This is a genomic window from Nocardia amikacinitolerans (assembly GCF_900215415.1).
Lineage (GTDB): Bacteria > Actinomycetota > Actinomycetes > Mycobacteriales > Mycobacteriaceae > Nocardia > Nocardia amikacinitolerans.
In genome coordinates this window covers 709,377-735,301 of sequence record NZ_OBEG01000003.1, presented here as the reverse complement: position 1 = coordinate 735,301, position 25,925 = coordinate 709,377, and the positions used below count along the sequence as shown (strand labels likewise).

Below are 25,925 nucleotides of genomic sequence, written 5' to 3'. Positions count from 1 at the left end.
CGGAACCGCGGATCGCGCCGATCCTCCTGTGAAGAACGGCACACAGCCTGCCGAGCCTGCTCGGTTCGGCAGGTCGTCCGACGCATCGGTACCTCGCCGAGGCAAGCTAATGTTGCTGCAACAGGTGGGGCCGTATCGGCGGTGAACTGCCCGATATGCACGTACCGCACGAGCGGTGCGGACATCGCACGGTCTGTCGCGTTCGCGGGGGATCAGGCGACGTTTGGAACGACGAGACAGGACTGCGCATCTATGGACGAGGGTCGGTGGACAACGGTCACCGAGTCGAGTTTCGAGCACGAGCGCCGGGGGCTGGAAGCGATCCGGACGCAGCTGCCGAACGTCGATCCGTGGTACGCCTGGTCGAACTTCACCTTCACCGCCAAGACGGGGCACGTGCGTGAGGTCGACCTGCTGGTGATCGCCCCGAACGGCGTGTACATGATCGAACTCAAGGATTGGAGTGGCCGGCTCACCGGCCAGGGCGGAGATTGGGTTCAAACCACCACGCGCGGCGATCGCCGGTTCCACCGGAACCCGCTGCATTTGGTGAACCAGAAGAGCAAGGAACTGGCGGGCCTGCTCGGCGACAACGGCGCACGCGTCTTCCTGAACTCCGCTGTCTGCCTGACCAATTCGGGTCTGCGGTTCGACCTCCCGGCGGGTGACCGCGCGAACACCCATACGATCCGGGAACTGATCGATCGACTGGATGCGCCGGTGCGCGACATCAAGCACACGATCAACGCCCAGCGCGCCAAAGCGATCAAGAAGGCTTTGGAACAGGTCGGCATCCGGCGCAGCGACGCGGATTTCACCGTCGGCCCATACCTGTTGGAACGCAAACCGTTGGACGCGGGCCCGACCTGGCAGGACTATCTGGCCGCGCACACCGAGCTGCGTGAGCCCGTCCGCGTTCGCATCTACCTGCGTGAACGTGGTGCCGACGAGCAAGCCCGCAAGTCGGTCGACGCGGCCGCTCGACGCGAAGCCGCTGTGCTGCGCAGGTTCCGGCATCCGGGCGCCGTGCAGCTGGAGCTGTTCGACCCATCGGGCCACATCGCGGGACCTGCCCTCATTTTCCGCTACCACCCGGACACGCTGCACCTGGACGACTACCTCTCCCGCCATGGCGAGTCGCTGGATATCGGTGACCGCGTCGAGCTGGTACGACAGCTCGCGGAGACGTTGCGGTCGGCGCATTCGGCCCGGCTGTATCACCGCGCGTTGGCCGCTCGCTCGATCCATGTGATTCCCCGCGCTGGTGTGGGCGAAGCCCAGCGGTGGCGTTCACCCCGGCTGCAGATCTCGGATTGGCAGGTCGCGACCCAGCGCTCGGCCGGTACGGCGCTGACGATGACCCGGCACGCCCCGACTCTGCTGTCGGCGCACCACCTGTCCACCGGTTCGGACGCCTACCTCGCGCCCGAGGTGTCGGCGCCCTCCCCCGACCCCATCGCTATGGACGTCTACGGCCTCGGCATGCTGACCTACCTGCTGGTGACGGGTAGAGCTCCGGCCACCACCCAGGCGGAACTGCTGGCCCGCTTCGAGGCCGGTGAGGAACTGCGTCCGAGCGCACTGGTCGACAACTTGCCTGCGGACGTCGATCTCTTGGTGGCTGCGGCGACGGACTACCGCCCGTCGAAGCGGCTCACCTCCATGGACGAGTTCCTCGAGCTGCTCGAGGATGTCGAGGAATCGCTCACCGCTCCCGTCGAGGAAGAGGTGGTCGCCGACGAAAAAGACCCCCTGGAAGCCGTCCGCGACGACGTGCTCGCCGGCCGCTGGCTGGTCCGCCGCCGCCTGGGCACCGGATCGACCAGCCGTGCCTTGCTCGTGCGCGACCTGCAAGCCGAGACCGACAAGCGCGGCGCCAAAACCTATGTGGTTCTGAAGATCGCGCTCTCCGACGACCGCGCCGATGTGCTCGAGCGCGAGGCCGGTGTGCTGCGCGGGCTGCGGCGGCATTCGGGCGTGATCAACCTGGTCGACCCGGGCGTGCTGACCCTCGGCGGCCGCACCACCTTGGTTCTGGAGTATGTCGGCGACGAGCAGGGCCTCGAACAGAACTCGAACCATCGCACCGAGGAGACCGTCGCCCGCGAGCTGCGCGACAACGGCCGCCTCCAGGTGGGGCGCCTGGAAACCTACAGCGACTACCTGTTCGCCGCGGCCGACTTCCTCGAGGGCGAGGGTGTCTGGCATCGCGACCTGAAACCGGACAATATCGCGATCCGCGTGCGCCCCAACCGAACCCGCGAACTGGTCCTCATCGACTTCTCGCTAGCGGGGTATCCGGTCCAGAACACCGACGCGGGCACCGACGGCTACCTCGACCCGTTCATCGGCACCCTGATTCGCAGCGTCTACGACGCGCAGGCCGAACGTTACGCGCTGGCAGTGACGCTGCACGAGATGGCGTCGGGTGAGCTACCGCGGTGGGGTGACGGCAGTGTGTTGCCGCGCCAGTTGGACCCTGCGGAGTTCCCGTACCCGGCGATCGCGGCCGACGCGTTCGACCCGTCGGTGCGCGACGGGCTGGTCGCGTTCTTCCAAAAGGCACTGCATCGCGATGCGGGACAACGCTTTTCGGATCTCAAGCCGATGCGCGACGCTTGGCGCAAGATCTTCCTCGACATGACGCGATCGGTGCCTCCGCGACCGCTGAGCACGCATCCGGCGCCGCCTGTCGATGTGGACGAGGTGTCTCCGGATGACCAGCGTCGCCAGATCGCCGAGCAGGCGACAGTCGAGACTCACCTGTCGCAGGCGGGTCTGACCGCCGCCACCGAGCAGTTCCTCTATGGGCTGGGCGTGAACACGGTCGGCGAGCTGCTCGACTACGGCCGGGGGAAGCTGATCAACGCCCCTGGCTTGGGTGCGCGTGCCCGCCGCGAGATTCAGGATCGGCTCAAGGAGTGGGGTCGACGCTTCGGCAAGGACGAGCCGGCACCCCTCACGCCGGAGGCGCGCAAGGAGGCGAAAGAAGAGCTCGACGCCGCCCAGGCCGATCTCGGCGCAGGGCTGTTGCGCTCACTGAGCCTGGATACCCTGGCCGCTCGTTTTGTGCCGGAGCGCAAAGGCGCCAACACCACCAAGGTCGATGCGGTGGCCCGCCTGCTCCGGATTCCCGGCGCGGGCGATCTGCCTGAACTCGATGCGTGGCCGACCCAGTCGGCGGTGGCCGAAACCCTGAACCTGACCCCGGGCCGCGTCGCACAGCTGTTGCGAGCCCAGCGGCAGCAGTGGAAGAAGGACCCGGCGGTGCTGGCGCTGCGCGAGCAGGTGCTGGAACTGCTGGATGGATTCGGACGGGTCGCGGCGGCCACCGAACTCGCCGACGCCTTGATCGCCCGGCGTGGCACCCGCCTGTCCGAGCGCGCCCAGCGCCGCGCCCTGGGTCTGGCCGCAGTGCGCGTCGTTGTGGAGGTCGAGCAACTGACGCCGGACGAGGCCGCGATCTACACCGCCCAGAAACGCGACTCCGGCGAGCACCCCGTGGTCGTGCTCGCGCTCGAGGCCGGCGAGGACGCCGCCCCTGACACTCCGGCCGCACCAGCACTGGCGAATTACGCTCTGCGCCTTGGCAAAACCGCGGATGTTCTGGCAGCACAGGAGACCCTCCCGACAGCCGCGACCGTGTTGGACCGGCTGGGCGCGATCGACCCGCCCGCAGGCATTCCCACCTTGGACGAGCGCCGCCTGGTGCAGGTGGCCGTCAGCGCCTCCCGCAACGCCGCCGTGACGCCGCGTCTCGAGATCTATCCGCGCGACCTCCCGCTGGTGCGCGCTGTCCGGCTGACCCAGGCCGGTCTGCTCACCCTCACCCCCGGCGTTTCGCTGAAGCAGCAGCCCGGCCTGCGGGCGGAGCGCGTATTCGAACGCATCCTGGCACGCTTCCCCGAGCTGACCATCGCGGGAAGCGACCGCGACGTACCCACCCCGGAGCTGACGAAAGCGTTGCGCGAGGCCGGATTCGACCTCGTGGTGGCGACGCACCCCGAGTCCCGCGTCCAGCGCTACATCCCCGAGCACGCCGACCTGCAGTCCAGTTACACCGCGCACGCGCCGCGCTGGACGACCGCCGTCAACAGCCACGCGGCAGGCAGGTACGCCGACGACCCGAACCTGGCCAAGGCCGCCCGCGCCGAGGAGCTGCTGACCGGCGCCGCGCCGCGGGACGGTTTCCGCGTCCTCACCTCGCCCACCGCACCGACATCGGCTACGCTCTCCGCCATTCGCGAACTGCGGGAGCGTTTTTCGGTGCGCCCGATGTCCGCGACGGCGCTGTTCCTGGCGAACATGCACGACCTGGTCCCGCCGGGCACCAAACCGACCTGGGACACCATCCTGCGCGCCGACATCGCCGAGCCGGGTTCCCGCGCGGCGCTGAAGTTCAGCGAGTACGCGCGCACCGCGTGGGGCCGCATCGAAACCGAGATCGCCGACAACATCGCGGGCGACGGCCCACTGCTCCTCACCGACACCATGGTGTTCGCCCGCTACGACGCCATGGGCATCCTCGGCCGCCTGGCCGAACAGGCCCGCCGCGGCAAGGGCGGCCTGTGGCTGCTGTGCCCGCAGTCCGACCCCATGCGCCAGCCGCACCTCGGTGCGGTAGCGGTGCCCTACCAGTCCGCTCTCAACGAGTGGATCCAATTGCCCGAAGCGTGGATCCGCAACGTCCACCGCGCCGCCGCCTCGACCGACACAGGAGTAACCGCATGATCGACCGCGCCGCACTGCTCGCCGACCTGAAGAAGCAGGTCACCGCGGTCGAGACCGATCTCGAGCAGCAGCTACGCATCCTGCCCGAGGTCAAAGCGCGCCTGCACGACGAATGGGCCCAAGCACGCAAACTCAACCGCACCGCCGCCACCGAAAGCTCCTGGCTCGGAGAGCGCGTCACTCAGGTCGCCGTCGCGTGGGTTCTCGGCACCGTCTTCGTCCGCTTCTGCGAAGACAACCACCTCATCGCCGACCCCTACCTCACCGGCCCCACCGACGACCGCCGCGAACTCGCCCACGCCCGCTATGACGCCTACGTCGAATCCGACCCCGACCCCACCTACCGCGGCTGGCTCGAACACGCCTTCGCCGAACTCGGCGCGGGCCAAGCGGGCAAACTCCTCTTCGACCCCAACCACAACGCTCTCTACCAGATCCCGCTCTCCCACGACGGCGCCCGCCAGCTCATCGAATTCTGGCGTGCGCGTGACGAATACGGCGTCCTCGTCCACAACTTCACCGACCCGCTCGACGAAGACGGCATCAACGGCTGGGACACCCGCTTCCTCGGCGACCTCTACCAGGACCTCTCCGAAGACATCCGCAAGAACTACGCGCTTCTCCAAACCCCCGAATTCGTTGAAGAATTCATCCTCGACCGCACCCTCGAACCCGCCATCCGCGAATTCGGTTACGAGAAAATTCAACTCATCGACCCGACCTGCGGATCGGGGCACTTCGTCCTCGGCGCGTTCAAACGGTTGAACTGTCGGTGGGCTGACGAGCAGCCGACCAAAGACCGCCACGAACGCGTCCACGCCGCACTCAATTCCATCCACGGCGTCGACATCAATCCCTTCGCGATTGCCATCGCCCGCTTTCGTCTGTTCGTAGCCGCCATGGCTGCCGCCAACGTGCGCACGCTCGCAGAAGCCGCTCGCTACGAATGGCCTATCAAACTTGCGGTCGGCGACTCCCTGATCAAGGCACGGCAGCTGGAGCTCACCTTCGACGGCGACCAGCGCGACCCACTCGCCGAATTCTCCTACGCCACGGAGGACGTCCACGACTACCCCGGGATTCTCGAGCCGGGCCGCTACCACGTTGTCGTGGGTAACCCGCCCTACATCACGGTTAAAGACAAAAACCTCAACGAACTATATCGCGGCCTCTACAACGCTTGCGCAGGCAAATACGCACTGTCTGTCCCCTTCGCGCAAAGGTTCTTCGAACTCGCAAAGAGCGGTGATGCCGAAGGGAACGGCTTCGGGCGGGTCGGCCAAATCACCGCCAACTCCTTCATGAAACGCGAGTTCGGCACCAAGCTCATCGAGAACTACTTCGCACACTCCGTCGAACTAACCGAAGTAGTCGACACCTCGGGCGCGTACATTCCAGGTCACGGCACGCCTACTGTAATCCTCGTAGGCACGCGCCGCTCGGGCAAGGATAGGGCTGCGACGATCCGCACAGTTCGAAGCGTCCAAGGTGAACCGAAAGCTCCCGCCAACCCAGAAGATGGGCTGGTTTGGCGCGCAATCGTTGAACAGATCGACAATGTCCCTAGTCTGAGCCAGTGGGTCTCGGTCGACAATCTAGACCGTCAACGATATTTCAGCAAGCAACCGTGGGTATTGCTTGACGGCGGTTTGGAAATGGCCGAGAAGCTTGAGGAAGGTGCGACGAAGCTGTCATCAATTGCCGACTCAATTGGTATAACCAGCTTCACCCTAGAGGACGATCTTTACCTATTATCTCCTCGCAGCGCGGACCGTCGAGGTGTCCCTCCACAGTACAGGAGGCCGATGGTCACAGGCGATCTTCTTCGCGACTGGATCGGCAATGGTTTCGATGACGCCGTGTTCCCATATAGCGAGAACCTCCACCCGGTATCGGTGAACGAAATCCCGCCCCTCATGAGATTCATGTGGCCCGCAAGGACCAACATTTCACGGAGCATTATGTTCGGTGGCAAGAGCAAGGTTGCTTCCGGACTCCAATGGACCGAGTATGGCCGTCTATCAACCAATAAGCTTCGCGTGCCGCTTTCGATCTCTTTCGCGTTCGTGGCGACACACAACCATTTCGTGCTGGACCGGGGCGGGAAGGTGTTTAAACAGACCGCGCCGGTGATCAAGTTGCCGGAGGGGGCGAGCGAGGAGGAGCATCTGCGGCTGCTCGGGCTGCTCAACAGCTCCACCGCCTGCTTCTGGCTCAAGATGGTGAGCTACAACAGGGGGAGCACCGTCGACTCCAAAGGTGCACGTCAGTCACGCGTGCCCTTTGATGACTTCTACGAATTTACGGGAACGAAACTGGAACAGTTTCCGCTTCCCAGTAGTTATCCCATCGAGCTGACGATGAAACTTGATCGTCTGACTCAGCAGGCAGAGGCAGCTCTACCCACTTCAGTAATTGCCAAGAAGACCCCCACAGCGTCAGAGCTCCGCAACGGCCAGAAAGATTGGGAGACCATCCGCGCGCAAATGATTGCGTTACAGGAAGAGCTCGATTGGCAGATATATTCGATGTATGGGTTGCTCGCCGACGCACCACTCAGCCAGGAAGCCGAGCTCCCACCAATATCATTCGGTCAACGCGCATTCGAGATTTCATTGGCCCGCCGAGTCGCAAGAGGTGAGGCTCCCGACGACTGGTTTACTCGCCACGACGCAACTCCGACGACCAAAATCCCAGACCGCTGGCCCGATTCTTACAAACGCATAGTCGAACGACGAATTGCCGCGATCGAATCGAATCGGGCGATCGGCATGATCGAGAGCCCCGAGTACAAGCGCCGCTGGGCTACGGAGGGCTGGGATGCCTTGCAGGAGAAAGCGCTCCGCTCATGGCTACTGGACCGAATGGAATTCCGCGACTTGTGGTTCGATGACAACGGCCAACCGCAGATGGTTACCCTCTCCAGGCTTACCGATCGCCTGGCCGCTGACGCGGACTTTGTCTCGGTCGCCGCCCTGTACGCGCCCCGAACCGACCTGGCACAGGTGGTCGCAAGTTTGATCACCGACGAGCACGTCCCCTTCCTCGCTGCCTTGCGCTACAGGCCCTCCGGCCTGAAGAAGCGCAAGGACTGGGAACACGTCTGGGATATGCAGCGTCAGGAAGACGCGATGCCCGACGGGCACGAGAAGAACAAATTCCGCGACTCCATTCCGGTGCCGCCGAAGTACACCTCCGCGGACTTCCTGCGCACCTCGTTCTGGCAGGCGCGCGGCAAGCTCGACGTGCCCAAGGAACGGTTCATCTCCTACGGCGCCACCAACGTCGCCACACCCGAGCTCTACGGCTGGGCGGGCTGGGATCATCGCGAACAAGCAATGGCCATCGCCATCTACCTCGCCGAGCACAGCCTCTCCACCGAGGAGATCACCCCGTTCCTGGCGGGACTGCTGGAGCTGCAGCCCTGGCTCGACCAGTGGCACAACGAGATCGACCCGAACTACGGCATCGCCCCCTCGACCTTCCTCTCCGGCGACCGCCGCACCATGCAGGGCGAACACGGCCTCACCGACGACGATCTCCGCAACTGGCGACCGCAACCCGCAACGCGCGGCCGCCGAACCACTACCAAACGCACCACGAAGAAGTCCGCTGCGGCGGAGGGGGATAACTGATGGACCAGCGCCCACTTCTGCGCGACCTCATCGACATCAAAGAGCACGTCGCCGGCTCAGACTATGTGCTCACCCTCGCTGATGCGGTCACCGAGGAAGGCTCCACGAAGGCGGTCGAGGACTATGTGCTCACCGACCGCCTGCTCGGCAACTTCGAAGAAGCCCTCGCGCTGATCAAGTCCGCGCTCGACGGGAACACCTCGAAACCGGCCTTCCTGCACGGCTCCTTCGGTGCCGGTAAATCGCACTTCATGGCTGTGCTCTACGCCCTGCTCTCCGGCAACCCGGTCGCCCGTGCCCGCGGCGAGTTCGACCCGGTCATCACCAAGAACGACTGGCTGCTCTCGGACGGCAAGAAGTTCCTGATGGTGCCGTACCACATGATCGACGCCAAGGCGATGGAGCAGCGCGTCCTCGGCGGCTACGTCGACTTCGTGCGCAAGAAGCATCCAGAGGCACCGATTCCCCCGGTGTATCGCACCGATGCGCTGTTCACCGACCTGCGGTCGCTGCGCGCATCGATGGGTGAAGAGCGGTTCCTCGCGGTCCTCAACCAGGGCCAGGCCAACGACGAGGACGACGAATGGGGTGAGCCCACCGCCTTCTGGACCACCCAGAAGGTCGACACCGCGCTGTCCGCGGCGGAATCGCACGACGGCGGCGGCCTGAACCTGGTGAGTCCGACGACGCCGCCGGAGCTGCGCGCCAAGCTGGTGCACGACGCGGGCACCCATCTGCTGCCGGGATTCGCCCAGCGCGCCGCCGAGGACGAGAGCGGCTTCATCTCCCTCGATGCCGGGCTGAGTGTGATTGCCGCACATGCGAAATCGCTCGGCTACGACGCCATCATCCTGTTCCTCGATGAGCTCATCCTGTGGCTGGCCAGCCTCATTCACGACGAGAAGCGGGTGGCGCGTGAGGCCAGCAAGATCACCAACTTCCGTGAGGGTGGTGACGCCCGCCGCGCGATCCCGATCGTCTCGTTCATCGCCCGCCAGCGCGACCTGCGCGAGCTGGTCGGCGAAGAGCTCGCGGGCGCTGCCGAATCGGCGATTCAGGACGCCCTCAACCATGCCTCCGGCCGGTTCGACCTGATCAGTCTCGAAGACCGCAACCTGCCGCAAATCGCCCACGCTCGATTGCTGAAGCCGCGCGATCCCGCCGCCGCCGCGCAGATCGACGCCGCGTTCGAGAAGACCAAGAGGCTCGGCCCGAAGGTCTGGGACACGCTGCTCGGCTCCGACGAGAGCACCACCGGCGCCGACGAGGCGTCGTTCCGGTTGAGCTACCCGTTCTCCCCCGCTTTCCTCGACACCTTGGTCCACATCTCGGCCGCACTGCAGCGCTCCCGGACCGGCCTGAAACTGATGGGCCAGCTGCTCGCCGACCACCGCAACGAGCTGCGCGTCGGCGACCTGGTGCCGCTGGGCGATCTCTACCAGCAGCTCACCCGCGGTGGTGACCGGCCGTTCGTCGCCGACAAGAAGGTGCTCTTCGACGCCGCCGACAAGCTGTACAAGACACGGTTGCGTCCGTACCTGCTCAGTTCGTGCGAGGTCACCGAAGACGACATCGACGCCTACGTCAACCGGCGCGAGACCATCACCGATGCCAAGCTCGCCGGCAACTGCAAGAAGTTCGTCGGCCAGAACCGCCTGGCCTGCACAGTGCTGCTCGCGGCGCTCGCCCCCAGCGTTCCGGCGCTGCGCGACTTGACCATTCGGCGTCTCGGCGCGCTCAACCACGGCTCGATCACGACCATGATCCCCGGCCGGGAAGAGGGCGTGATCAAGGACATGATCGGTGAGTGGGCCTCCCGATTCCCGGAGATCAAGCTCACCGGCACCGACGCCAATCCCGGTGTCCGCCTGGAGCTTTCTGGCGTCGATGTGGAGTCGGTGATCGCCAACGCGCAGGTCAACGACAACCAGACCAACCGGCTCGCGCTGGCTCGCGACCTGCTCGCGGAGGAATTCGGGCTGGATCGCGCCAACGGCAGGCTTGATGCCGACGAGCTGCGTTTCGTCTGGCGCGGGTCGAACCGCATCGCGGAAGTGGTCTTCGGCAACGTCAGTGATGAAGACGCGATGGCCAACCACGATCTGCAGCCCGCCTACGAGGGACGCTGGCGCATCGTTATCGACCTGCCCTACGACGAGGGCATCCTCGGGCCGGTCGAGGACGCCGACCGCATCCGGCGGCTGAAAGAGGAGCAGGGCGACAACCATCCGCGCACCGTCGCCTGGCTGCCGTCGCATCTGACCAAGCCGCGCTGGGAGGACTTCCGTCGCCTGCTGGTGGTCACCAAGGCGCTCGCGGACCCGTATCGGTTCGACACCCAGTACGCCCAGCACCTCAATCCCGACAACCGGGCCAGCGCGAAACAGCTGCTGGAATCCCAGCGCGAAACCCTGCGCAAGCGAGTGCTCGCCACGTTCAAGCAGGCGTACGGCTTGGCCGAACGCAAGCCCGACGACGTGACCAACGAGTTGGACCAGTTGTTCTATCCGCTGCCCGATGTCGACGGGCTGACCGTCTCCATCGGCCAGTCGATGCACGACGCCATCCGCACGCTCGCGGGAAAACTGCTCACCCACCAGTTCCCGGACCACCCGAACCTCGATCCGGAGGGCACCGGGACCGCGGTCAAGCCCGCCGACGCGAAAACCGTTCTGGCGCAGGTGAAGGGCGCCGCCGAGGCGCGGGACAACCGCGTCGAGGTTCCGGCCAAGGACCGTGCGCTCATGCGCCGGGTCGCCGAACCGCTCGGTCTGGGCCAGCAGAAGGAGGCCTACTTCGAACTGTCGAGGCGGTGGGCCGACCACTTCCGCAAGTCTGCGCAGAACGTGGGCAGCACCGGCGACCTGTCGGTGATCTCGCTCGGCGACTGGATCGATCTGCCCCGGCCGCGCGGCCTCGAGCCGCACATCGCCAATCTGGTGATCGCGTCCTTCGCCGAAATGGACGACCGGATTTGGGTGCGCGGCGGTGTGCCGATCGACGCGCCGGAACTTACCAAGATCCAGGCCGGTGACGCGCTGCGCACCCAGCCGCTGCCCAGCGAATCCGATTGGGACGCTGCCCGCAACCGGTTCGAAGTCATCTTCGGTGAGACGACGCAGACGCTGCTGCGCGGCGGGCCGGTGCAGCTGTTCGCCCGGCAAGTCAGTGGTGCCGCCACGAAATACCACGACGTGGCAGCGCGGCTCGTCGAACAGTTGGAAAAGCACGCCGATTTCCTCGGGCTCGACGACAGCAAGCCCGAGGAGCGGCTCGCGCTCGCCCGTCGCTCCCTCGAGCTGCTGTCGACTCTCGCCTCTGCAGGCGGGGGTGGGTCGGCCGCCGCCAAGAAGACCGTCGAAGCGCTCGCTCACTTCGACCTCGCCGGAGTCAATGCGGATCGGTATGCCACCTCGATCAAGTCGGCCGAGAAGGTGATCAGCGCACTCACTCACGCCGCTTGGCGCAACCTCGAGCAGGCCAGCCTGCTCGGCCCCGAAGGCGCCGCACTGTTGGACTCGTTGCGCACCGTTGCCCGTTCCGACCAGCGCTCCGGCGACTTGGCCGAGGCACTGCGCGACACCGATATGAAGATCACGGCGCTGACGACTCGGAAGCTCCGAGAGGAGGCCGCGCGCAATCAGCAGACAGCCACCGTTACGCCGCCACCGCCGGCATCCGCCGGGACCATGAAGTCCGCCACCGGAGCCGACGACGTCGACCTCGGGACTCCTACCAGTAACCCGCCTTTGGACGGCAGCACACCGCAATCCGGAAAGCGGTCCACCCGGCGGTCCGGCATGTACACCACTACCGCTGGTGATGCCGTCGCGAAGTTGGCCGCCGAGCTGTCCGAGCTGGAACCCGGCGCCTCGATCGAAATCCTGTGGAAGGTCATCGAATGACCGGTGCCACCGTCGCCACCGCGCTGCGGCTGTCGAGAACGACTGTCGCCCAGTACCTCTCGTCGCACAAGCGGCTCACGGAGGTACTCGGAACTCCCGGTGAACCCGTCACGCTGCTTTTGCGCGGCGAACCGGAGTGGGAAGGCGACCCGATCCTGACTCTTGCCGACGGTCGTCAGGCGCGGGTGTCGGTCGGGGCTTCACCGCTGGCAGTGCACGAAACGGTTCTCGCGCACGCTCGGGAGATCGCTCCCAACCCACGAGTTCTGGTACTGCTGACCGGTGTCGAGGAACACGACCTCGACCCGGCCATCCTCGTACGCACCCACCGCGGTCGCGTGCACACCGTGGACCGGTGGGACATCGTGCGGGAGACCTTCGGCGCCAACGCGATCGACCCCTGGCTCAAGCGTGAAGGGTGGGCCTGCGAAGCGCTGCTCGACGCGGCCGGAGCGCAGGGATGGCCGACCGCTCTGGCCGGTGGTGTCCTCTCCCGCATCCCCGCACTGACCGCGTTGGCCACTCGCCGATTGGGCATCCAGGCCGCGGTGGACCGGATCGACCCGCTCAGTCTCCTCGAGTGGACGCAGCGGCCGGGCGGTCCCCAGCTCCTGCTGGATCTGCGTGCTCCTGAACGCGACGGGCTCATCGAATTCCTCAGTGAGAAAGAACAATCCGGTGCCACCGGTGCTGTCGTGACCGCGCTCGTGCGCACGGGGCACGGAGCGGACGCGGTCGCGTACGGGCTGGTGTGCGCGGCACTGTGGCAGCATGCCGCCGCGGACAGTGCGGTGTATCAGGCGCGCGGGCGCGTCGAACGCTGGCTCGGTGACCATCTACCCGCGGTAGGTCAGGGACTGGACCGGTTGTTGGCGACCTTCGGATATACCTGCGAGGACTACGTCAGGGATCTGCTGGTGAAAGCGCGTTCCTCGGCCGACCTGCACGACGAAGCCGAAGAATCCGCACGGCACGCCCGCAAGATCGCGGACACCGTGCTCGCGCAGGCTGACCTCCTCGTTCGCCAATTCGGTGCGGGGACGGCCGCGCAGCACAGTCCCATGCTCTCCGCGGGCCTCGAGGCCAGGTTCACGGCCGCGGGCAAAGCCCTCGGTCGCGGCAAGGCCGAGGACATCGACGCGGCCGTGGCTGCGCTGCGCGAACACGACCTCGCCGCCGACCACCGTGTCCGTATCGGCCGGGTTCGGATGGCCCAGCGGCTCACCCGGTGGCTGGACACCGATCCCGACCCGAGCTCCGGCAGCATCGCGTCAGCACTCGACCGGCAGATGCGCGACACCGCGTGGGCCGACCGCGCTCTCGACTATCTCGATGCGGGCGGTGACGACGACGCCGCCCTCCGCGTCGCCTACGAGTCCATTGCCAACCGCGCCCGCAAGATCCGCCGTGAATTCGACCGTGAGTTCGCGAAAAATCTTGCGGTGTGGACCGAATCGGGCACGTCGCCCGGCAAGATGTTGACGGTCGAAAGCTTCCTGCATCGTGTGGTGCGCCCGCTCGCACCCGATCGTCGTGTGCTGCTGATTGTCGTGGACGGCATGAGCGCCTCCATCGCGACCGAACTAGCCGGCGAACTGCGCGGCACCTTCGCCGAATACGATCCCCTGCCGGGCGAGGGAACGCCCTACCGTCGCTGCATGGCTGCGGCCTTGCCGAGCCTGACCGCGGTGTCACGCACCTCGCTGTTCGCGGGCAAGCTCATGAAGGGCGACCAGAAAACAGAGGAACGCCTCTTTCCACAGCATCCGTTCTGGGGTGCCAAGCGCGCCGAGGTTTTTCACAAGAACGACCTGCGCAGCAAGCCGGGCGATCGGTTCGGGGCAGACCTCAGTGCCGCCCTCGCCGATCCCGCCTGCCACGTCGCCGTCGTGCTCAACACCATCGACGACCGCCTCGCAAAAGAAGCCAAGCTCGACGACTCCGGCTGGGAGGCACGCGAAATCGGCGACCTGCGCGCGTTGGTCTCGGTAGCGACCGGACAGGGCATGGTCGTGCTCATCACCAGCGATCACGGCCACGTCATCGACCGGCACGGTGTACTCGTCGAGGCGGACAATGTGGAGTCGGCACGGCACCGCCTGCCCGCCGCCGAGTTCGACCGTCGGGCCGAAACCGAGATCGCGCTGCAGGGACCCCGAGTCGTCTGGCCCGAGCCCGGTGCTTCGATCGTTGCCTTGTGGGACAACGACTCCCGCTACACCGCTCAGAAAGCGGGGTATCACGGCGGCGCTTCTCTGGCGGAGATCACCATTCCCGTGCTGGCATTCCTGCCGTTCGGCGCCACCCCGCCCGCCGGCTGGCGGGAGCTGGGTGACCAGCGGCCCGAATGGTGGCGCGACGGAACGGAATCGCTGCCGCAGCTCCGCACCCCCGCCGTCGAACACAAGTCGCGGACGCGTGTCGTCAACAAGGCCGCCGAAAAGCAGTCCGATCAGATCACGCTGGACATCCCGCTGCTCAGCGCCGCACCCTTGCCACCACAAACGAACGCCGCCGACGAGCTCGTCACCGGACTTCTCGCTTCGGAGGTGTTCGCCGCGCAGCTGGAGCAACTCGCGCGGAAGCCGACAACAACCAAGCTGGAGAAGGCAATCCGCGCGCTCCTCGACGGACCGCAGTCGACCACCGCACTCGCCCAACGTGTCGGGGATCCACTTACCCGCGCCAGCGGTTTTGCCGCCGTACTCGGGCAGCTGCTCAACGTGGACGGAGCGCAGGTACTGGAGACCCTGCCGGACGGCCGGACACTGCGGCTGCACGTGGGGCTGCTGCGGACCCAGTTCGGTCTGAGGTGACCGATCGAGTGGCGCTCGTTACCGCCGAGCGCCACTCGACATCGAACCAGTCCCACCTACAGACTTACCCAAGCCACGGCGGGTAGTTCGGTTCAACCGGAACTCCACTGGACAGCTCTACCAGCACCGAACCACGGGAGTGGAGTTGCAGTATCAGGCGATTGACTCCCATCCTGGCCAAGGACGGGAGCCGAACCGGCCGAGGAGGCAATCGACGCGGTGCTGTGCTTGACGTGCATGATCTGGACGCGTGCCAGCGACCTGTACCGCCATGCACGTCATTCGCATCTCGCGAATGTCACGGAGCAGCGCGAATCCCGACCAAGTGGTGACATCGTGGCCGTACGCGTCGCAGAATGCGGCGTACCGCTCGGCGGTGATCCAGCCGAATGAACTGTGCTTGATCGCTGTGGAGGTGAGATCCCATTCAGGCGGACCCACGGAAGCGCGCTCGAGGTCGATGAACAGCGTCAATTCTTCGACCGTTGTGACTACGTTGCCTTCCCACGCGTCGCCGTGAATTGGCCCCCAGGGCAACCCTTTCGGCAATTCCTCCCAGCCTGAGCGGAGGTCTTCGAGGTGTTCGCGCATCCACTGCCGATCTCGGGCCGGCAGTGTGTGCGCGGCGTCGATCCGCTCGGCCAGCCGCACGAACGGCGCGACCTCGGTGAGGAACGGAGGCGGCGGCAGTGAATGCAGTTTCCGCAGCGCTAGAGCAATCTCCCGCTCAGTCCCACCCCTGTGCGCAGGTAGCTCCTGCCAGAACGTCACGGGCCGGTCGCCGACCATGACGAGGTCGCTTGTCGTGTGTGCAGGCCGGACCGCTGGTAGCCCAGAAGCCTCCAGCCACATCGCCACCTGCAGTTCTCGTTGCGCGGCAGCCTGCTGGCCGGGTTTGGCGACTCTGACGACGATCTGTTCGCTGGGTAGCCGGTAGGTTGCGTTCTCGGCCACCTTGATGGGCGTCAGGCCGGTCGTCGAAATCCCGACCAAGGCGCACGCGGCTCGGACGGCTTCTTCGGGAGTTCGAGTCGGGCCGCTCACTGCTTGGCCACCGCGGGGATCTGGACACCAGCACGACCCGCGAACATTCGCAGTTCCTGTATATCCTGCGCGGCCCGTTTACTTTTCACCGCTCCAGCCCGCTCGATCGCTGTGGCGCCGATGGATATCGCCTCGTCCCTGTCGCCGGTCGCCATCACCAATGAAGCCAGCTTGATTGTCGATATTGTTCGCGACCGGACGGCGTTATCACCGTGACCCGCTACCGCCGCAGCGAGGCGCGATCGGGCTTCACCGGCGAAGCTGCCGCGGACTGCCAGGTCGAACAACGCGTGGCCGGTATCACCAGCGTGCTGCGCGGAGTCGTAGTACGCCATCCAGCTGGGGTCGTTGTGCGGTTGAGAGTTGGCGAAGTTCTCGTCGGCGTGCCCGACCGCGGTGAGGGTCTCCTGAATGCGCCCGAGTTTGGCGTATCCGCGTGCTTGCGCGGTGAACAGCATGGCTCGCTCGGTGGGCGTCAGCCGGTCCGAGTGCTGGAACGCGCGGTCGATATGGCTCAAGCCTTGTTCGATGTTGCCGGTCCAGATCATGTGGCGGCCCATCGAGCTGAGCACTTTGGCTCGTAGGTGCCACGCGTCGGCCTCTTCGGCGCAGGTGAGCGCGACATCGAACATCGTTGTGGCATCGGCATGTTCGCAGGCGTCGAAGGCCATGAACGCGGCGGTATGGCTGAGCGCGCCGACCGCTAGGAGCAGATCCGGGCGGTACTTCGGCGCGCACTCGGCGTTGAGATAGGTGACCGCGGTGCGGACCTGGGCGGCGACGACATCGCGAACCAGGCCGCTGCCGTAGGTGGCGTCCCAGTCCGCGAACAGGTCGGCCGCGGCGCGCAGCTGGCGGATCTCGACGAGACCGACCCTGGTCGGAGCCTCGGATACGCGAATATCGTTGAGCATCCGCAGGAGGCCGGAGGGTGAGATGGCGGCCGTGGCGGTGACAGCTGCGGCGGCCCGAAGGAAGCTGTGTCGGTCCACGTCGTCGAGGCTAGACCGGCCTGGAAGTTTGAACCACAGCAACTCGGGCGGAATCTTCAACGCGGTGGCAAAACTGATCAATTGGCCGAGTCGTTCCGGGGCAGGACCCTTCTCGAGTTTCGACAGCGCGCTCTGGGAGATGTTCAGCCAACCTGAGACGCTTTCCTGCGGAATCGGTGTCCCGTGCAAGGGGTGCGTGCGATAGGCATAGATGACTCGACCCATATGCCAGGATTCCAGGGCGTCGAGCATATGGGCCGACTGCCAGAATTCCAGCGGTAGATCAGGAGCTTCTAGGACCGAGCGGCTCGTTTCGCAGGATCGGCACAGCGCTCCGGTGTTGTACCCGCTCAGCGGGCTTCCGCATCGCGAACAGTTCCGTGAACTCGTGGTCGAACGCGCCATTATCTGCCGCTCCGGCTGGTGAGGTAGATGCTCGAGACAGGTCTTTTCGACGCTACCATTCTGCCGCGAGGGCGGTATTCCAATGCTGAATAGCCGTATTCGCTTGCGTGCTACCAGTTTTGACTGTCCAGCGCCATCGTCGAGATGTCCAACAAGACATCTCACGAAGGACTCGCCATGACGCTCACGCTCGTAGTGCCAATCCTAGGCCCACCGGCAGTTGGAAAGACGACGCTCACGCTCGCCCTCGGCAGCGACGCCCGCAGGCAAACTTTCAGATTGCGCGACCAGGTCCCGGTCCAGGTCCTCGCCGCAACCACCGGAACAGCCGAACGTCTCGGCTGGATCGACACCCACATCGTCGACCAGACGCTGCGTTCTTACCTGGATTCCATCGTTAATCGCGACGTCGATGTCGTGCTGATGGACAACTTTCCAGGCTCCGCCGAGCAGGTATCGCTGCTGTTGGACGCCCTCGCGCACTCCGCGCCGACGGCCAGGGTGGAGCCGATCGAGATGCGCGCGGAGGGCAAGGTTCTGCACAACCGCGCACGCCGTCGCCGCGTGTGCCAGCGCTGCGAGAAGGATCCAGTCGCCGACCCCCGCATACCGGCCAGGTCATCAGTGCTCGATGACTGGCACTGCGGCAGATGTGGCACGCTTCTGCACCTCCGCCGCGGCGATGCACCACGGCTGCTCGCCGCCCGGACCAAACGATTCGACAGTTCCATCAACGAGATCCGAGCAGCGTTCACCGCCAACGGCATCGACATCACGATCCTCGACGCCGCTCTGCCCACCGACAACGCGATCCATCTGGTCGAACCGATGCTGAACTCCGGGAGCGCAATCTCATGACCTCGATTCCATTGTCGACACCCACTGTCCGCACCGACCGCTACGGCCACGCCCGGATGCCCCGAAACTCCACCGGACCCGAACCTCAGCGCGTCGACAAAATCGCTTACGGCAGATTCCGGAACGTCTACCTCTACATCACCGAAGCCTGCCAACTTCGGTGCGAGCACTGCTACATGGGCGAGCGGCTGGAGCGGGCACTGAAAATGCAGCCGCAACAGATCGTCGACACCCTCACTGTGTGGCGAAAGATGGGCGGGGACAAGCTGACCATCCTCGGCGGCGAGCCGACGCTGCACCCGTTCTACGTCGACTCCATCCGCGCGGCAAGCAAGATCGGCTACGGCCACGTCATCACCACCACCAACGCTCAACAGCACGCACGCAGGAAGTTCGCCAAACTCGAGCCGTCCGACTTCGCCTACATACAGGTCAGCTTGGACGGTGGTAGCGCCGAAACCCATGACGCCGTCCGCGGGCGGGGCACCTTCGAGATCGCGATGGAAACCACCGCCGAACTCTGCGACCGCGGCTTCGACACACGCATCATCTGCACGGTCAATAAAGCCAACGAGCAGGACGTGCTGAACCTGCTCGACATCGCCGACGACATCGGCGCCTCACTCGTGAAATACCACGTGTTCAGCACGATCGGTACCGGCCACGGGAACCCGGACATGGCAATGACACCGCCGGAATGGGTCGCCTTCTGCGACCGCCTCGAGGACGCCGCGCCTGAGTACGAGACAAGGGTCTGGTTCCAGCCGACCTACGCACGCCGCAGCCAGATGGAACAGTATGCGGGCGAGGGCTATCAGGGTTGCATCGGCCGGACACTGGACCGGATCAGCATCTTCCCCGACGGCCGCGCCTACGTCTGCTCGTACCTGTTCGACACCGACATGTACTTCGCCCAGATGAAGGGCGACCAAGTAGTGCTCAACCGTGAGACCCCGAACAACGAGTTCGACCTGTTCACTCTGCCGCTGGTCGGCAGCTCATGCGGCGGCTGCAAGGAATCCGCCTGCCTGGGCGGCTGCCCGGCAGAGGAGATCGTCATGGGCGCGTCCTCTTGCGCCACCTACCCCGACATCGTGCCCGTCTGCCGGTTGTGGAAGTCCAGCGCCAAGCTCGAATCTGCCTAGGAGCCAACCGAAGTGAACACTGTCGAACAGATCATCAAGCCACTGCGCGACATCGACTGGAACAACACCGAAGCCGTCCACACCTCGACACGGCCCGTACTCGACGAACTCGCCACCGATCGCCAGCTGCTTCGAACGTCGGCTCTCGCCACCCTCGACGACCAAAAGTTGCTGTCTCTGTGCGAGCACTACGACATCCTCGACAAGCTCGTGCTGTTCAGCGATCCGAGCGGAATCCGATTGCGGCTGCATGTCTTCCAGCCCGGCTACTTCGACCGGCCACACAACCACCGCTGGACATATTCCAGTCGCATCCTTCGAGGCCGGTACCTGCACCGACTCTACGGAGACGCCGAGCTGGACTCCTCGCTTCACCCCGGAACACTGGACGCGGTGCAGGTCCGCGAGGAAGTCGTTGGCACGTCGTACACCCTGAGCCACAAGGCCATCCACGCCGTCGTGGCCGAACCCGGCACGGTGTCGCTGGTCCTGCGCGGGCCCGCAGTCGCCGACCGATTCCTGGTGATGGATGCAGCCACCGGCGCGGCTTGGTGGCAGTACGGGGCCGCACAGGAATCGGAGGAGGATTCGCGAAAGAAGCGAATGTCGCGCGAACGGATGAGAGAGGTGATCGACCAGCTCATCGACTGGATGGTCCTCTAGGCCAGGACCAGGCTCGTGTCGGGTGCCGCGGTCGGCACCCGACCGACATGCCTACCAGCCATACACCGAAAACGGTTCGCCGACAGCGATCGAACCCAGCGCCGCCCGGCAATACCCGATCATCCGATCGGGCAGCTCGGCGGGGGCAAACCATTCAAGCGCATCGCACTTGTCCGGTTCCCGATTGATCGGAGTTCCAGCCCAGGCGCGAACCAGGAAGAAGAACGCGGCCCGGCCGCCGGAGCTGGCGTTGTGCATTACGTGCGCGAAGTGCACGTCCTCGGGGGCGATCTCCACCCCGATCTCCTCGGCGGCCTCCCGAACGAGCGCATCGATGACTGACTCGTCGGACTCGAGGTGACCGGACGGCAAGTGCCAGGCTCCGTCCTCGTATCCCGTATTTGCTCGCCGCCCGAACAGGTACCGCCCCTGATCGTCGACCAACACCAGGTGTACGTCCCCGATCAGCTTGTGCCGCTTGGTCACTGTCGCGCTCACAGCGTTCTCCTCCCGATCCAGTGCGCGCCGACTGGCGCGCGCCGACCGTACGCCACAACGCGCGCCGACCGTATTCCAATTTCGAATAGTCCAGGAGCACGAATGACCACGCCCGTTGTCCGCTACCCCGAGGACGGCCATCTCACAGTTCAGTCGCAAGCAGCTGGATGGCTGACGGCCATCATTGCGTTCAGCGCAGCGGCGAAAGCCGGCCGGGCCGACGCCCAACTGCCAGAGTCGGAACGACGCGGTTACAGCATGTGCGTGCCGACTGTGCCGCCGAGTGGGCGTCACCGGAAGGAGTGGTGATGTTCGAGCGTTGCCACTCCGCTCACGAGGTGGCGTACGTGTATCGCGAGTTGGGGTCGCCGGCCCAGCTCGAGGAGCACGGGGTTCGAATTCTCGAATCCGGGCAGCGGGTGTGGCTTCCGATGACCGATCACCCCACAGGGCAGTTTTGGGTCTCGCAACCGGTGGACGCCCAGTCGCTGCCGTCGCGGACTTCGGTGATTGCCGTGGCCTGCCAGTTCATTGCCCGCCCCGACCCCGCGATCGCGTGGTGATGACCGATGCGCGCCCTATCAAATCCAGTCGCAATCGAGGGAGAGCTGTCTGGCACCGAACGGGCCGTTGCGGTGCTGTTCCCCGCCGGTGAGGCGATGTTGTCGGCGATCCGTGGTCATCACGTCGGCGTCCACCCGCTGACGCAGCTCGCCCACCAGCTCGGGCTGTTGTATGAGCACCGACTCACCGGGCCAGTCGACGAGTGCCGGAGCAGCAGTATCGAACTCATCTTCGCGGTGGACTTGTGGGTCGCCAACCATTCACCGGCCCCGCATCCCACCGCGACCCTGCACACAGAAACGCTCGGCGCGGTGATCGATCGGCTCGCCGAGGCCCAAGTGCGCGCCTACCACCTGCTGATGACAGTCGATCCGGCCGATCCGATCGTGCACGCGGCCTGGTATCGACTCGCGGAACTGGTCGATGGCTACACCGACTTGACGACCGCCGTAACCCAGCGGGCACGCCGCCTCCCCGCACCGCGAGATCGCCGCTGAATATCCATGGCCTTCCACGCCCAGTTGGGATATGCCCCAGATGCGCGTACAGGCGAGGCGTCACTCCACCACACGTAATTCGAGGGCGCCCATGGCCGCAAACCATTCCTCCAATTGCCGACCCGCGAGGAGTTGATTGTCGACCAGCACCGGGCCGCGCACCTCACCGCGGCTATCGGCGACCTTGGCACCCGACAGCTGCGCTTCACTCAGGCGGGTAGGCGTTGGCCGAAGTGGCATCCTCGGAGCGCCGGACAGGTTGACGACTTCTGCTTCACACCCGTCCGCCTCGGCCTTATGGAGGTAGGCACCGGACAGGTCCGCGTTTTTCAGCTTTGTACCGAGCAGCGTCGCCCGGTCGAGGTCGGCTCCAGCGAGGTTGACGCCGTCGAGATCAGCCACCGCGAGATAGGCATCCACGAGATCTAGATCGCGGAGATCTGCGCCGTGGAAGTTCAAACCAGCACCGCCGAGTGCACCAAGGAGGCCGTCACCTGAAACGGTGCGGATCCGAGTGTATTGCGTCGACCTCCACATCCACGAATCGCAGAGGACCGGGAACGGCCGACGCTCGCGAGCTTCCTCGCATCGGCATGACCTCTGCCCATGCGAAACTGTCCAGGTGAGTAGCCAGCCAACCCAGGTCAGCGCGGCCCGGCGCCGCGCGGTCATCGATGCGCTGCGGCGCGGCGCCGTGCCAGAGAGCGGACTGGACCTGCTCGCTACCGGACTCGATCGATTCGAGGCCGCCCTCGATGCGGAACTGGACGTGGTCGAGTCCGGCGGGTCGGTGTTCAAAGCGGTTCGTGGTGAGTACGGATCCGGTAAGACGTTCTTCTCGCGGTGGCTGGGCGAACGCGCGAAGCGCCGCAACTTCGCGGTGTCGGAGGTTCAGATCTCCGAAACAGAGACACCGCTGCACAAGCTGGAGACGGTGTACCGGCGACTCACCGAGCGACTCACGACATCGAGCTTCCCACCGAGCGCGCTTCGCTCGGTGGTCGACGCCTGGTTCTACGCACTCGAGGAAGACGCTCTGGCCGCTGGCGCCGATGAAGACTCGCTCGTCGGTGCTGTGGACGAGCTGATGACCGCCCGGTTGATCGAGGTCTCACGACACGCGCCATCTTTCGCGACGGCGCTGCGGGGATACCGCAAGGCACTCGTCGACGGCGACGAAGCGACCGCCGCCGCGATCCTGGCATGGCTGGGCGGACAGCCGAACGTGGCCGCCTCGGCTAGGCGGGCTGCGGGCGTCCGAGGCGAGCTCGACCACTTCGGCGCCTTCGGATTCCTCCAAGGCCTGCTCACCGCGCTGCGCGACAGTGGTCATCGTGGCCTGTTGCTCGTGCTCGACGAGGTGGAGACCCTGCAGCGAGTGCGATCCGATGCCAGAGACAAGGCACTCAACGCTTTGCGTCAGCTCATCGACGAGGTCTACTCCGGCCGGTTCCCCGGGTTGTATCTGCTCATCACCGGCACGCCTGCGTTCTACGACGGGCAGCAGGGGGTGCAGCGGCTGGCTCCGCTGGCACAGCGTCTTGCCACGGATTTCACCACGGACCCGCGCTTCGACAATCCTCGCGCCGTGCAGCTCCGTTTGTCGGGATTCACAATGAATTCACTTGTGGCCCTGGGCATCACCATCCGCGATCTGTATGCCGACGGCAGTGAGCATCCCGAACGGATCCGTGACGTAGCTGACAACGCCTACATAGCCGACCTCGCTCGGGCGGTCGGCGGCACTCTCGGCGGCAAGGTCGGCGTCGCGCCCCGGCTCTTTCTCAAGAAGCTCGTCGGCGACGTACTCGACCGCATCGATCAGTTCCCCGACTTCGATCCGCGGCAGCACTACAGACTCACCGTCAACACCTCCGAGCTCACCGACACCGAGCGCAATCTCGTACGCGCCGACGACATCGACCTGAAGCTGTGACCGACGAGCCGTGGGATCGCCTTCATCCCGTGGTCGTCCACCACATCGTCAACACACTGGGCTGGCCGGGCCTTCGACCACTACAACAAGACGCCATCGCACCGCTCATCGACGGCGAGGACGCCGTTCTCCTCGCGCCGACAGCGGGCGGAAAGACGGAGGCTGCCTGCTTTCCACTGTTGAGCGCCATGGAAGAGCAACACTGGAAGGGCATTTCAGTGCTCTATCTGTGTCCGCTGAAGGCCCTGCTGAACAACCTGGTCACGCGGATCGACGGATACGCGCAGTGGCTGGGAAGGCGCGCGGCGCTCTGGCACGGCGACGTTACGAACTCCAAGCGCGATCGCATCCGGCGCGAACACCCCGACATCTTGCTGACGACGCCGGAGTCGTTGGAAGCCATGCTGATCGGCACGAAGACCGACCACGACGAGTTGCTCGGCAATATCCGCGCTGTCGTCGTCGACGAGGTCCACGCCTTCGCCGGTGACGACCGTGGCTGGCATCTGCTGGCAGTACTGGAACGTCTGCAACGAGTGAGCGGTCGTCCAATCCAGCGCGTCGGCTTGTCCGCCACGGTCGGCAACCCGAACGACCTCCTCACCTGGTTACAGGGGTCGGGAGCAGGCACCCGGCCAGGTCGAGTCGTCGCTCCGGGTCTCACTCTGCCGCCGACGACGAAAACCGCCACTCCTCCGCCAGGAGAAGTCGAACTCGACTATGTCGGCTCCCTCGACAATGCCGCCAAGGTGATCGCCGCATTGCATCGAGGCGAGAAGCGGCTGGTCTTCTGCGACTCCCGACGACAAGTCGAGCACTTGGGAGCCGCGCTGCGGGAACGGGAAGTGACGGTGTTCCTCTCGCATTCCTCGCTCTCCGTCGACGAACGCACGCGCGCCGAACAGGCATTCGCCGAGGCACGGGACTGCGTGATCGTCTCCACGTCCACCCTCGAGCTCGGCATCGATGTCGGCGATCTGGATCGGGTGATCCAGATCGACTCACCGACAACGGTCGCGTCGTTCCTCCAGCGAATCGGGCGCACCGGCCGCCGCGCCGACAGCACCCGCAACTGTCTGTTCCTGGCCACCACCGACGACGCCCTCGTCCAAGCCGCGGGGCTGCTGCTGCTCTGGGGCCGTGGATGGGTCGAACCGATCACTCCCCCGCCCGAACCACGACACCTTGTTGCTCAGCAACTGCTGGCTGTCACGTTGCAGCACCACAGCATCGGCGACCGGCGCTGGACACACGAGTGGAATGATCTGGCGCCTTTCGACGAATCTGCCTCGCCGATACTGCACCATCTACTAGCCCAGGGATATCTGGACGAAGACAGCGGGCTGCTCCATATGGGCCCCACCGCCGAAAAGCGCTTCGGCCGTCGGCATTTCCTCGACCTCACAGCAGCATTCACAGCACCACCGCAGTTCACCGTGCTCGCCGGCCGCCAAGAGATCGGACACACCGACCCTTCGGTCCTCACCGACGACAGCCCCGGCCCGCGCCGACTGCTGCTCGCCGGGCGCAGCTGGCAGGTCACCTACATCGACTGGAGCCGACGCCGCGCCTTCGTGGAACCGACGCAGTCCGGAGGCGTGGCCAAGTGGTCGAATCTGGGCCTTCGAGGCTTGTCGTTCGAGCTCGCGCGAGCAATACGCGATGTGTACTTGGGCGAGGATCCACAGGTTGAGCTGACCCGTCGGGCAAGAACGCAATTGGCCGACATCCGCGCCACCGAAGGCACCGGCAATGCTCACGCGGATGCGACGGTCGTCCACCGGGACGGCGAACGAGTCGACTGGTGGACCTGGGCAGGATTCCGAGCAAACGCCACGTTGGCCGCGTCGCTTCCCGGCATCGTCCATCCGAATCAGCGGCCGAACGATTTCAGCATCCGATTGCGACCGGATCTGACCGTCGACATGTGGCGAGGCGCTCTGGCCGAACGGCGCGCGCTTCTGCCATCCCTCGAGTTTCCACAGGTCGACGAGCGTGCCGCGCACGGATTGAAGTTCTCCGACGTCCTCCCGGACGAGGCCGCGACGGCGACGGTGTCGGCACGTCTTGCCGATCTCGACTCGGCGCGGAGGGTGCTCGGCGAGAGCACGGCGTTCTACGCCGTCTGACTCACCCGCCGACCAAGGCGTGTGTCGAAGTCAGAGCGCTGTCGGCGCGCCCTTACTGGTTCCGGAGCTATTGGGAGGGCCGGTGGCCCGCCCTCACCAACTGCCAC

At 65.3% G+C, this 25,925-nt stretch carries 15 protein-coding genes; 11 read left to right on the top strand and 4 right to left on the bottom strand.

Features of this window, described 5'->3' with window-relative positions; genetic code table 11:
- Window positions 1-252 precede the first annotated feature (252 nt).
- From pglW to pglZ, 4 genes are read left to right on the top strand one after another with little or no spacing between them, the layout of a single operon-like run.
- Window positions 253-4,731: a BREX system serine/threonine kinase PglW gene (gene pglW / locus CRP45_RS17655; protein WP_097245975.1), complete on the top strand. Its 4,479-nt coding sequence runs from the start codon at window positions 253-255 to the stop codon at window positions 4,729-4,731.
- Window positions 4,728-8,366 (top strand): BREX-2 system adenine-specific DNA-methyltransferase PglX, encoded by a 3,639-nt coding sequence (gene pglX, locus CRP45_RS17650; RefSeq protein ID WP_097245974.1) that lies wholly within the window; start codon window positions 4,728-4,730, stop codon window positions 8,364-8,366. The genes pglW and pglX overlap by 4 nt, the downstream gene beginning before the upstream one ends.
- A complete protein-coding gene (gene pglY / locus CRP45_RS17645; protein WP_097245973.1) occupies window positions 8,366-12,271 on the top strand; it encodes a BREX-2 system ATPase PglY in 3,906 nt (1,301 codons plus the stop codon). The genes pglX and pglY overlap by 1 nt, the downstream gene beginning before the upstream one ends.
- Complete coding sequence (gene pglZ, locus CRP45_RS17640) at window positions 12,268-15,087, top strand: BREX-2 system phosphatase PglZ (RefSeq protein ID WP_097245972.1); 2,820 nt, start codon at window positions 12,268-12,270, stop codon at window positions 15,085-15,087. Before pglY ends, pglZ begins: the two co-directional genes overlap by 4 nt.
- Before the next feature lie 153 nt (window positions 15,088-15,240).
- Here the strand turns inward: pglZ and CRP45_RS17635 are convergent, their stop codons facing one another.
- Entirely contained in the window at window positions 15,241-16,080 is an 840-nt protein-coding gene (locus CRP45_RS17635) for a phosphotransferase enzyme family protein (protein ID WP_218841155.1), read from the bottom strand.
- A 47-nt stretch (window positions 16,081-16,127) separates the two neighbouring features.
- Window positions 16,128-17,693 carry a helix-turn-helix domain-containing protein gene (locus tag CRP45_RS17630; RefSeq protein WP_245910190.1) on the bottom strand — a complete coding sequence of 522 codons (1,566 nt, stop codon included), beginning with the start codon at window positions 17,691-17,693 and terminating at the stop codon, window positions 16,128-16,130.
- Between the two features lie 12 nt (window positions 17,694-17,705).
- On the opposite strand from CRP45_RS17630, the gene CRP45_RS17625 reads away from it, so the two are divergent.
- The 3 genes from CRP45_RS17625 to CRP45_RS17615 are packed head-to-tail and all read left to right on the top strand — an operon-like array spanning window position 17,706 to window position 20,194.
- Window positions 17,706-18,386, top strand: a complete 681-nt coding sequence (locus CRP45_RS17625; RefSeq protein ID WP_143861477.1) for a hypothetical protein — start codon at window positions 17,706-17,708, stop codon at window positions 18,384-18,386.
- Window positions 18,383-19,531 (top strand): radical SAM protein, encoded by a 1,149-nt coding sequence (locus CRP45_RS17620; RefSeq protein WP_097245968.1) that lies wholly within the window; start codon window positions 18,383-18,385, stop codon window positions 19,529-19,531. Before CRP45_RS17625 ends, CRP45_RS17620 begins: the two co-directional genes overlap by 4 nt.
- 12 nt (window positions 19,532-19,543) lie before the next feature.
- Entirely contained in the window at window positions 19,544-20,194 is a 651-nt protein-coding gene (locus CRP45_RS17615) for a hypothetical protein (protein ID WP_245910188.1), read from the top strand.
- A 51-nt stretch (window positions 20,195-20,245) separates the two neighbouring features.
- On the opposite strand, the gene CRP45_RS17610 is transcribed toward CRP45_RS17615, so the two are convergent.
- The gene (locus CRP45_RS17610; protein WP_245910187.1) at window positions 20,246-20,692 is read right to left on the bottom strand and encodes an NUDIX hydrolase; all 447 of its coding nucleotides are present in this window, start codon (window positions 20,690-20,692) and stop codon (window positions 20,246-20,248) included.
- A 308-nt stretch (window positions 20,693-21,000) separates the two neighbouring features.
- Between CRP45_RS17610 and CRP45_RS17605 the strand changes: the two genes are divergently transcribed.
- Together CRP45_RS17605 and CRP45_RS17600 are read left to right on the top strand one after the other, a co-directional pair.
- Window positions 21,001-21,255 (top strand): hypothetical protein, encoded by a 255-nt coding sequence (locus CRP45_RS17605; protein WP_101750191.1) that lies wholly within the window; start codon window positions 21,001-21,003, stop codon window positions 21,253-21,255.
- 6 nt (window positions 21,256-21,261) lie between these two features.
- Window positions 21,262-21,753: a DUF4254 domain-containing protein gene (locus tag CRP45_RS17600; RefSeq protein WP_245910186.1), complete on the top strand. Its 492-nt coding sequence runs from the start codon at window positions 21,262-21,264 to the stop codon at window positions 21,751-21,753.
- Window positions 21,754-21,813: 60 nt separating this feature from the next.
- Here CRP45_RS17600 and CRP45_RS17595 read toward each other — a convergent pair whose 3' ends face one another.
- On the bottom strand, window positions 21,814-22,290 hold the full coding sequence (locus CRP45_RS17595) for a pentapeptide repeat-containing protein (protein WP_179830906.1): 477 nt from the start codon (window positions 22,288-22,290) through the stop codon (window positions 21,814-21,816).
- A gap of 85 nt (window positions 22,291-22,375) precedes the next feature.
- On the opposite strand from CRP45_RS17595, the gene brxD reads away from it, so the two are divergent.
- Together brxD and CRP45_RS17585 are read left to right on the top strand one after the other, a co-directional pair.
- Complete coding sequence (gene brxD / locus CRP45_RS17590; protein ID WP_097245964.1) at window positions 22,376-23,689, top strand: BREX system ATP-binding protein BrxD; 1,314 nt, start codon at window positions 22,376-22,378, stop codon at window positions 23,687-23,689.
- On the top strand, window positions 23,686-25,818 hold the full coding sequence (locus CRP45_RS17585; protein WP_097245963.1) for a DEAD/DEAH box helicase: 2,133 nt from the start codon (window positions 23,686-23,688) through the stop codon (window positions 25,816-25,818). The genes brxD and CRP45_RS17585 overlap by 4 nt, the downstream gene beginning before the upstream one ends.
- Window positions 25,819-25,925 lie beyond the last annotated feature (107 nt).

Excerpts from the sequence above, each read along its gene's own strand:
- pglW (WP_097245975.1), top strand. The coding sequence starts at position 253 with ATGGACGAGGGTCGGTGGACAACGGTCACCGAGTCGAGTTTCGAGCAC.
- pglX (WP_097245974.1), top strand. The coding sequence starts at position 4,728 with ATGATCGACCGCGCCGCACTGCTCGCCGACCTGAAGAAGCAGGTCACC.
- pglY (WP_097245973.1), top strand. The coding sequence starts at position 8,366 with ATGGACCAGCGCCCACTTCTGCGCGACCTCATCGACATCAAAGAGCAC.
- pglZ (WP_097245972.1), top strand. The coding sequence starts at position 12,268 with ATGACCGGTGCCACCGTCGCCACCGCGCTGCGGCTGTCGAGAACGACT.
- CRP45_RS17625 (WP_143861477.1), top strand. The coding sequence starts at position 17,706 with ATGACGCTCACGCTCGTAGTGCCAATCCTAGGCCCACCGGCAGTTGGA.
- CRP45_RS17620 (WP_097245968.1), top strand. The coding sequence starts at position 18,383 with ATGACCTCGATTCCATTGTCGACACCCACTGTCCGCACCGACCGCTAC.
- CRP45_RS17605 (WP_101750191.1), top strand. The coding sequence starts at position 21,001 with ATGTTCGAGCGTTGCCACTCCGCTCACGAGGTGGCGTACGTGTATCGC.
- CRP45_RS17600 (WP_245910186.1), top strand. The coding sequence starts at position 21,262 with ATGCGCGCCCTATCAAATCCAGTCGCAATCGAGGGAGAGCTGTCTGGC.
- CRP45_RS17595 (WP_179830906.1), bottom strand. The coding sequence starts at position 22,290 with ATGTGGAGGTCGACGCAATACACTCGGATCCGCACCGTTTCAGGTGAC.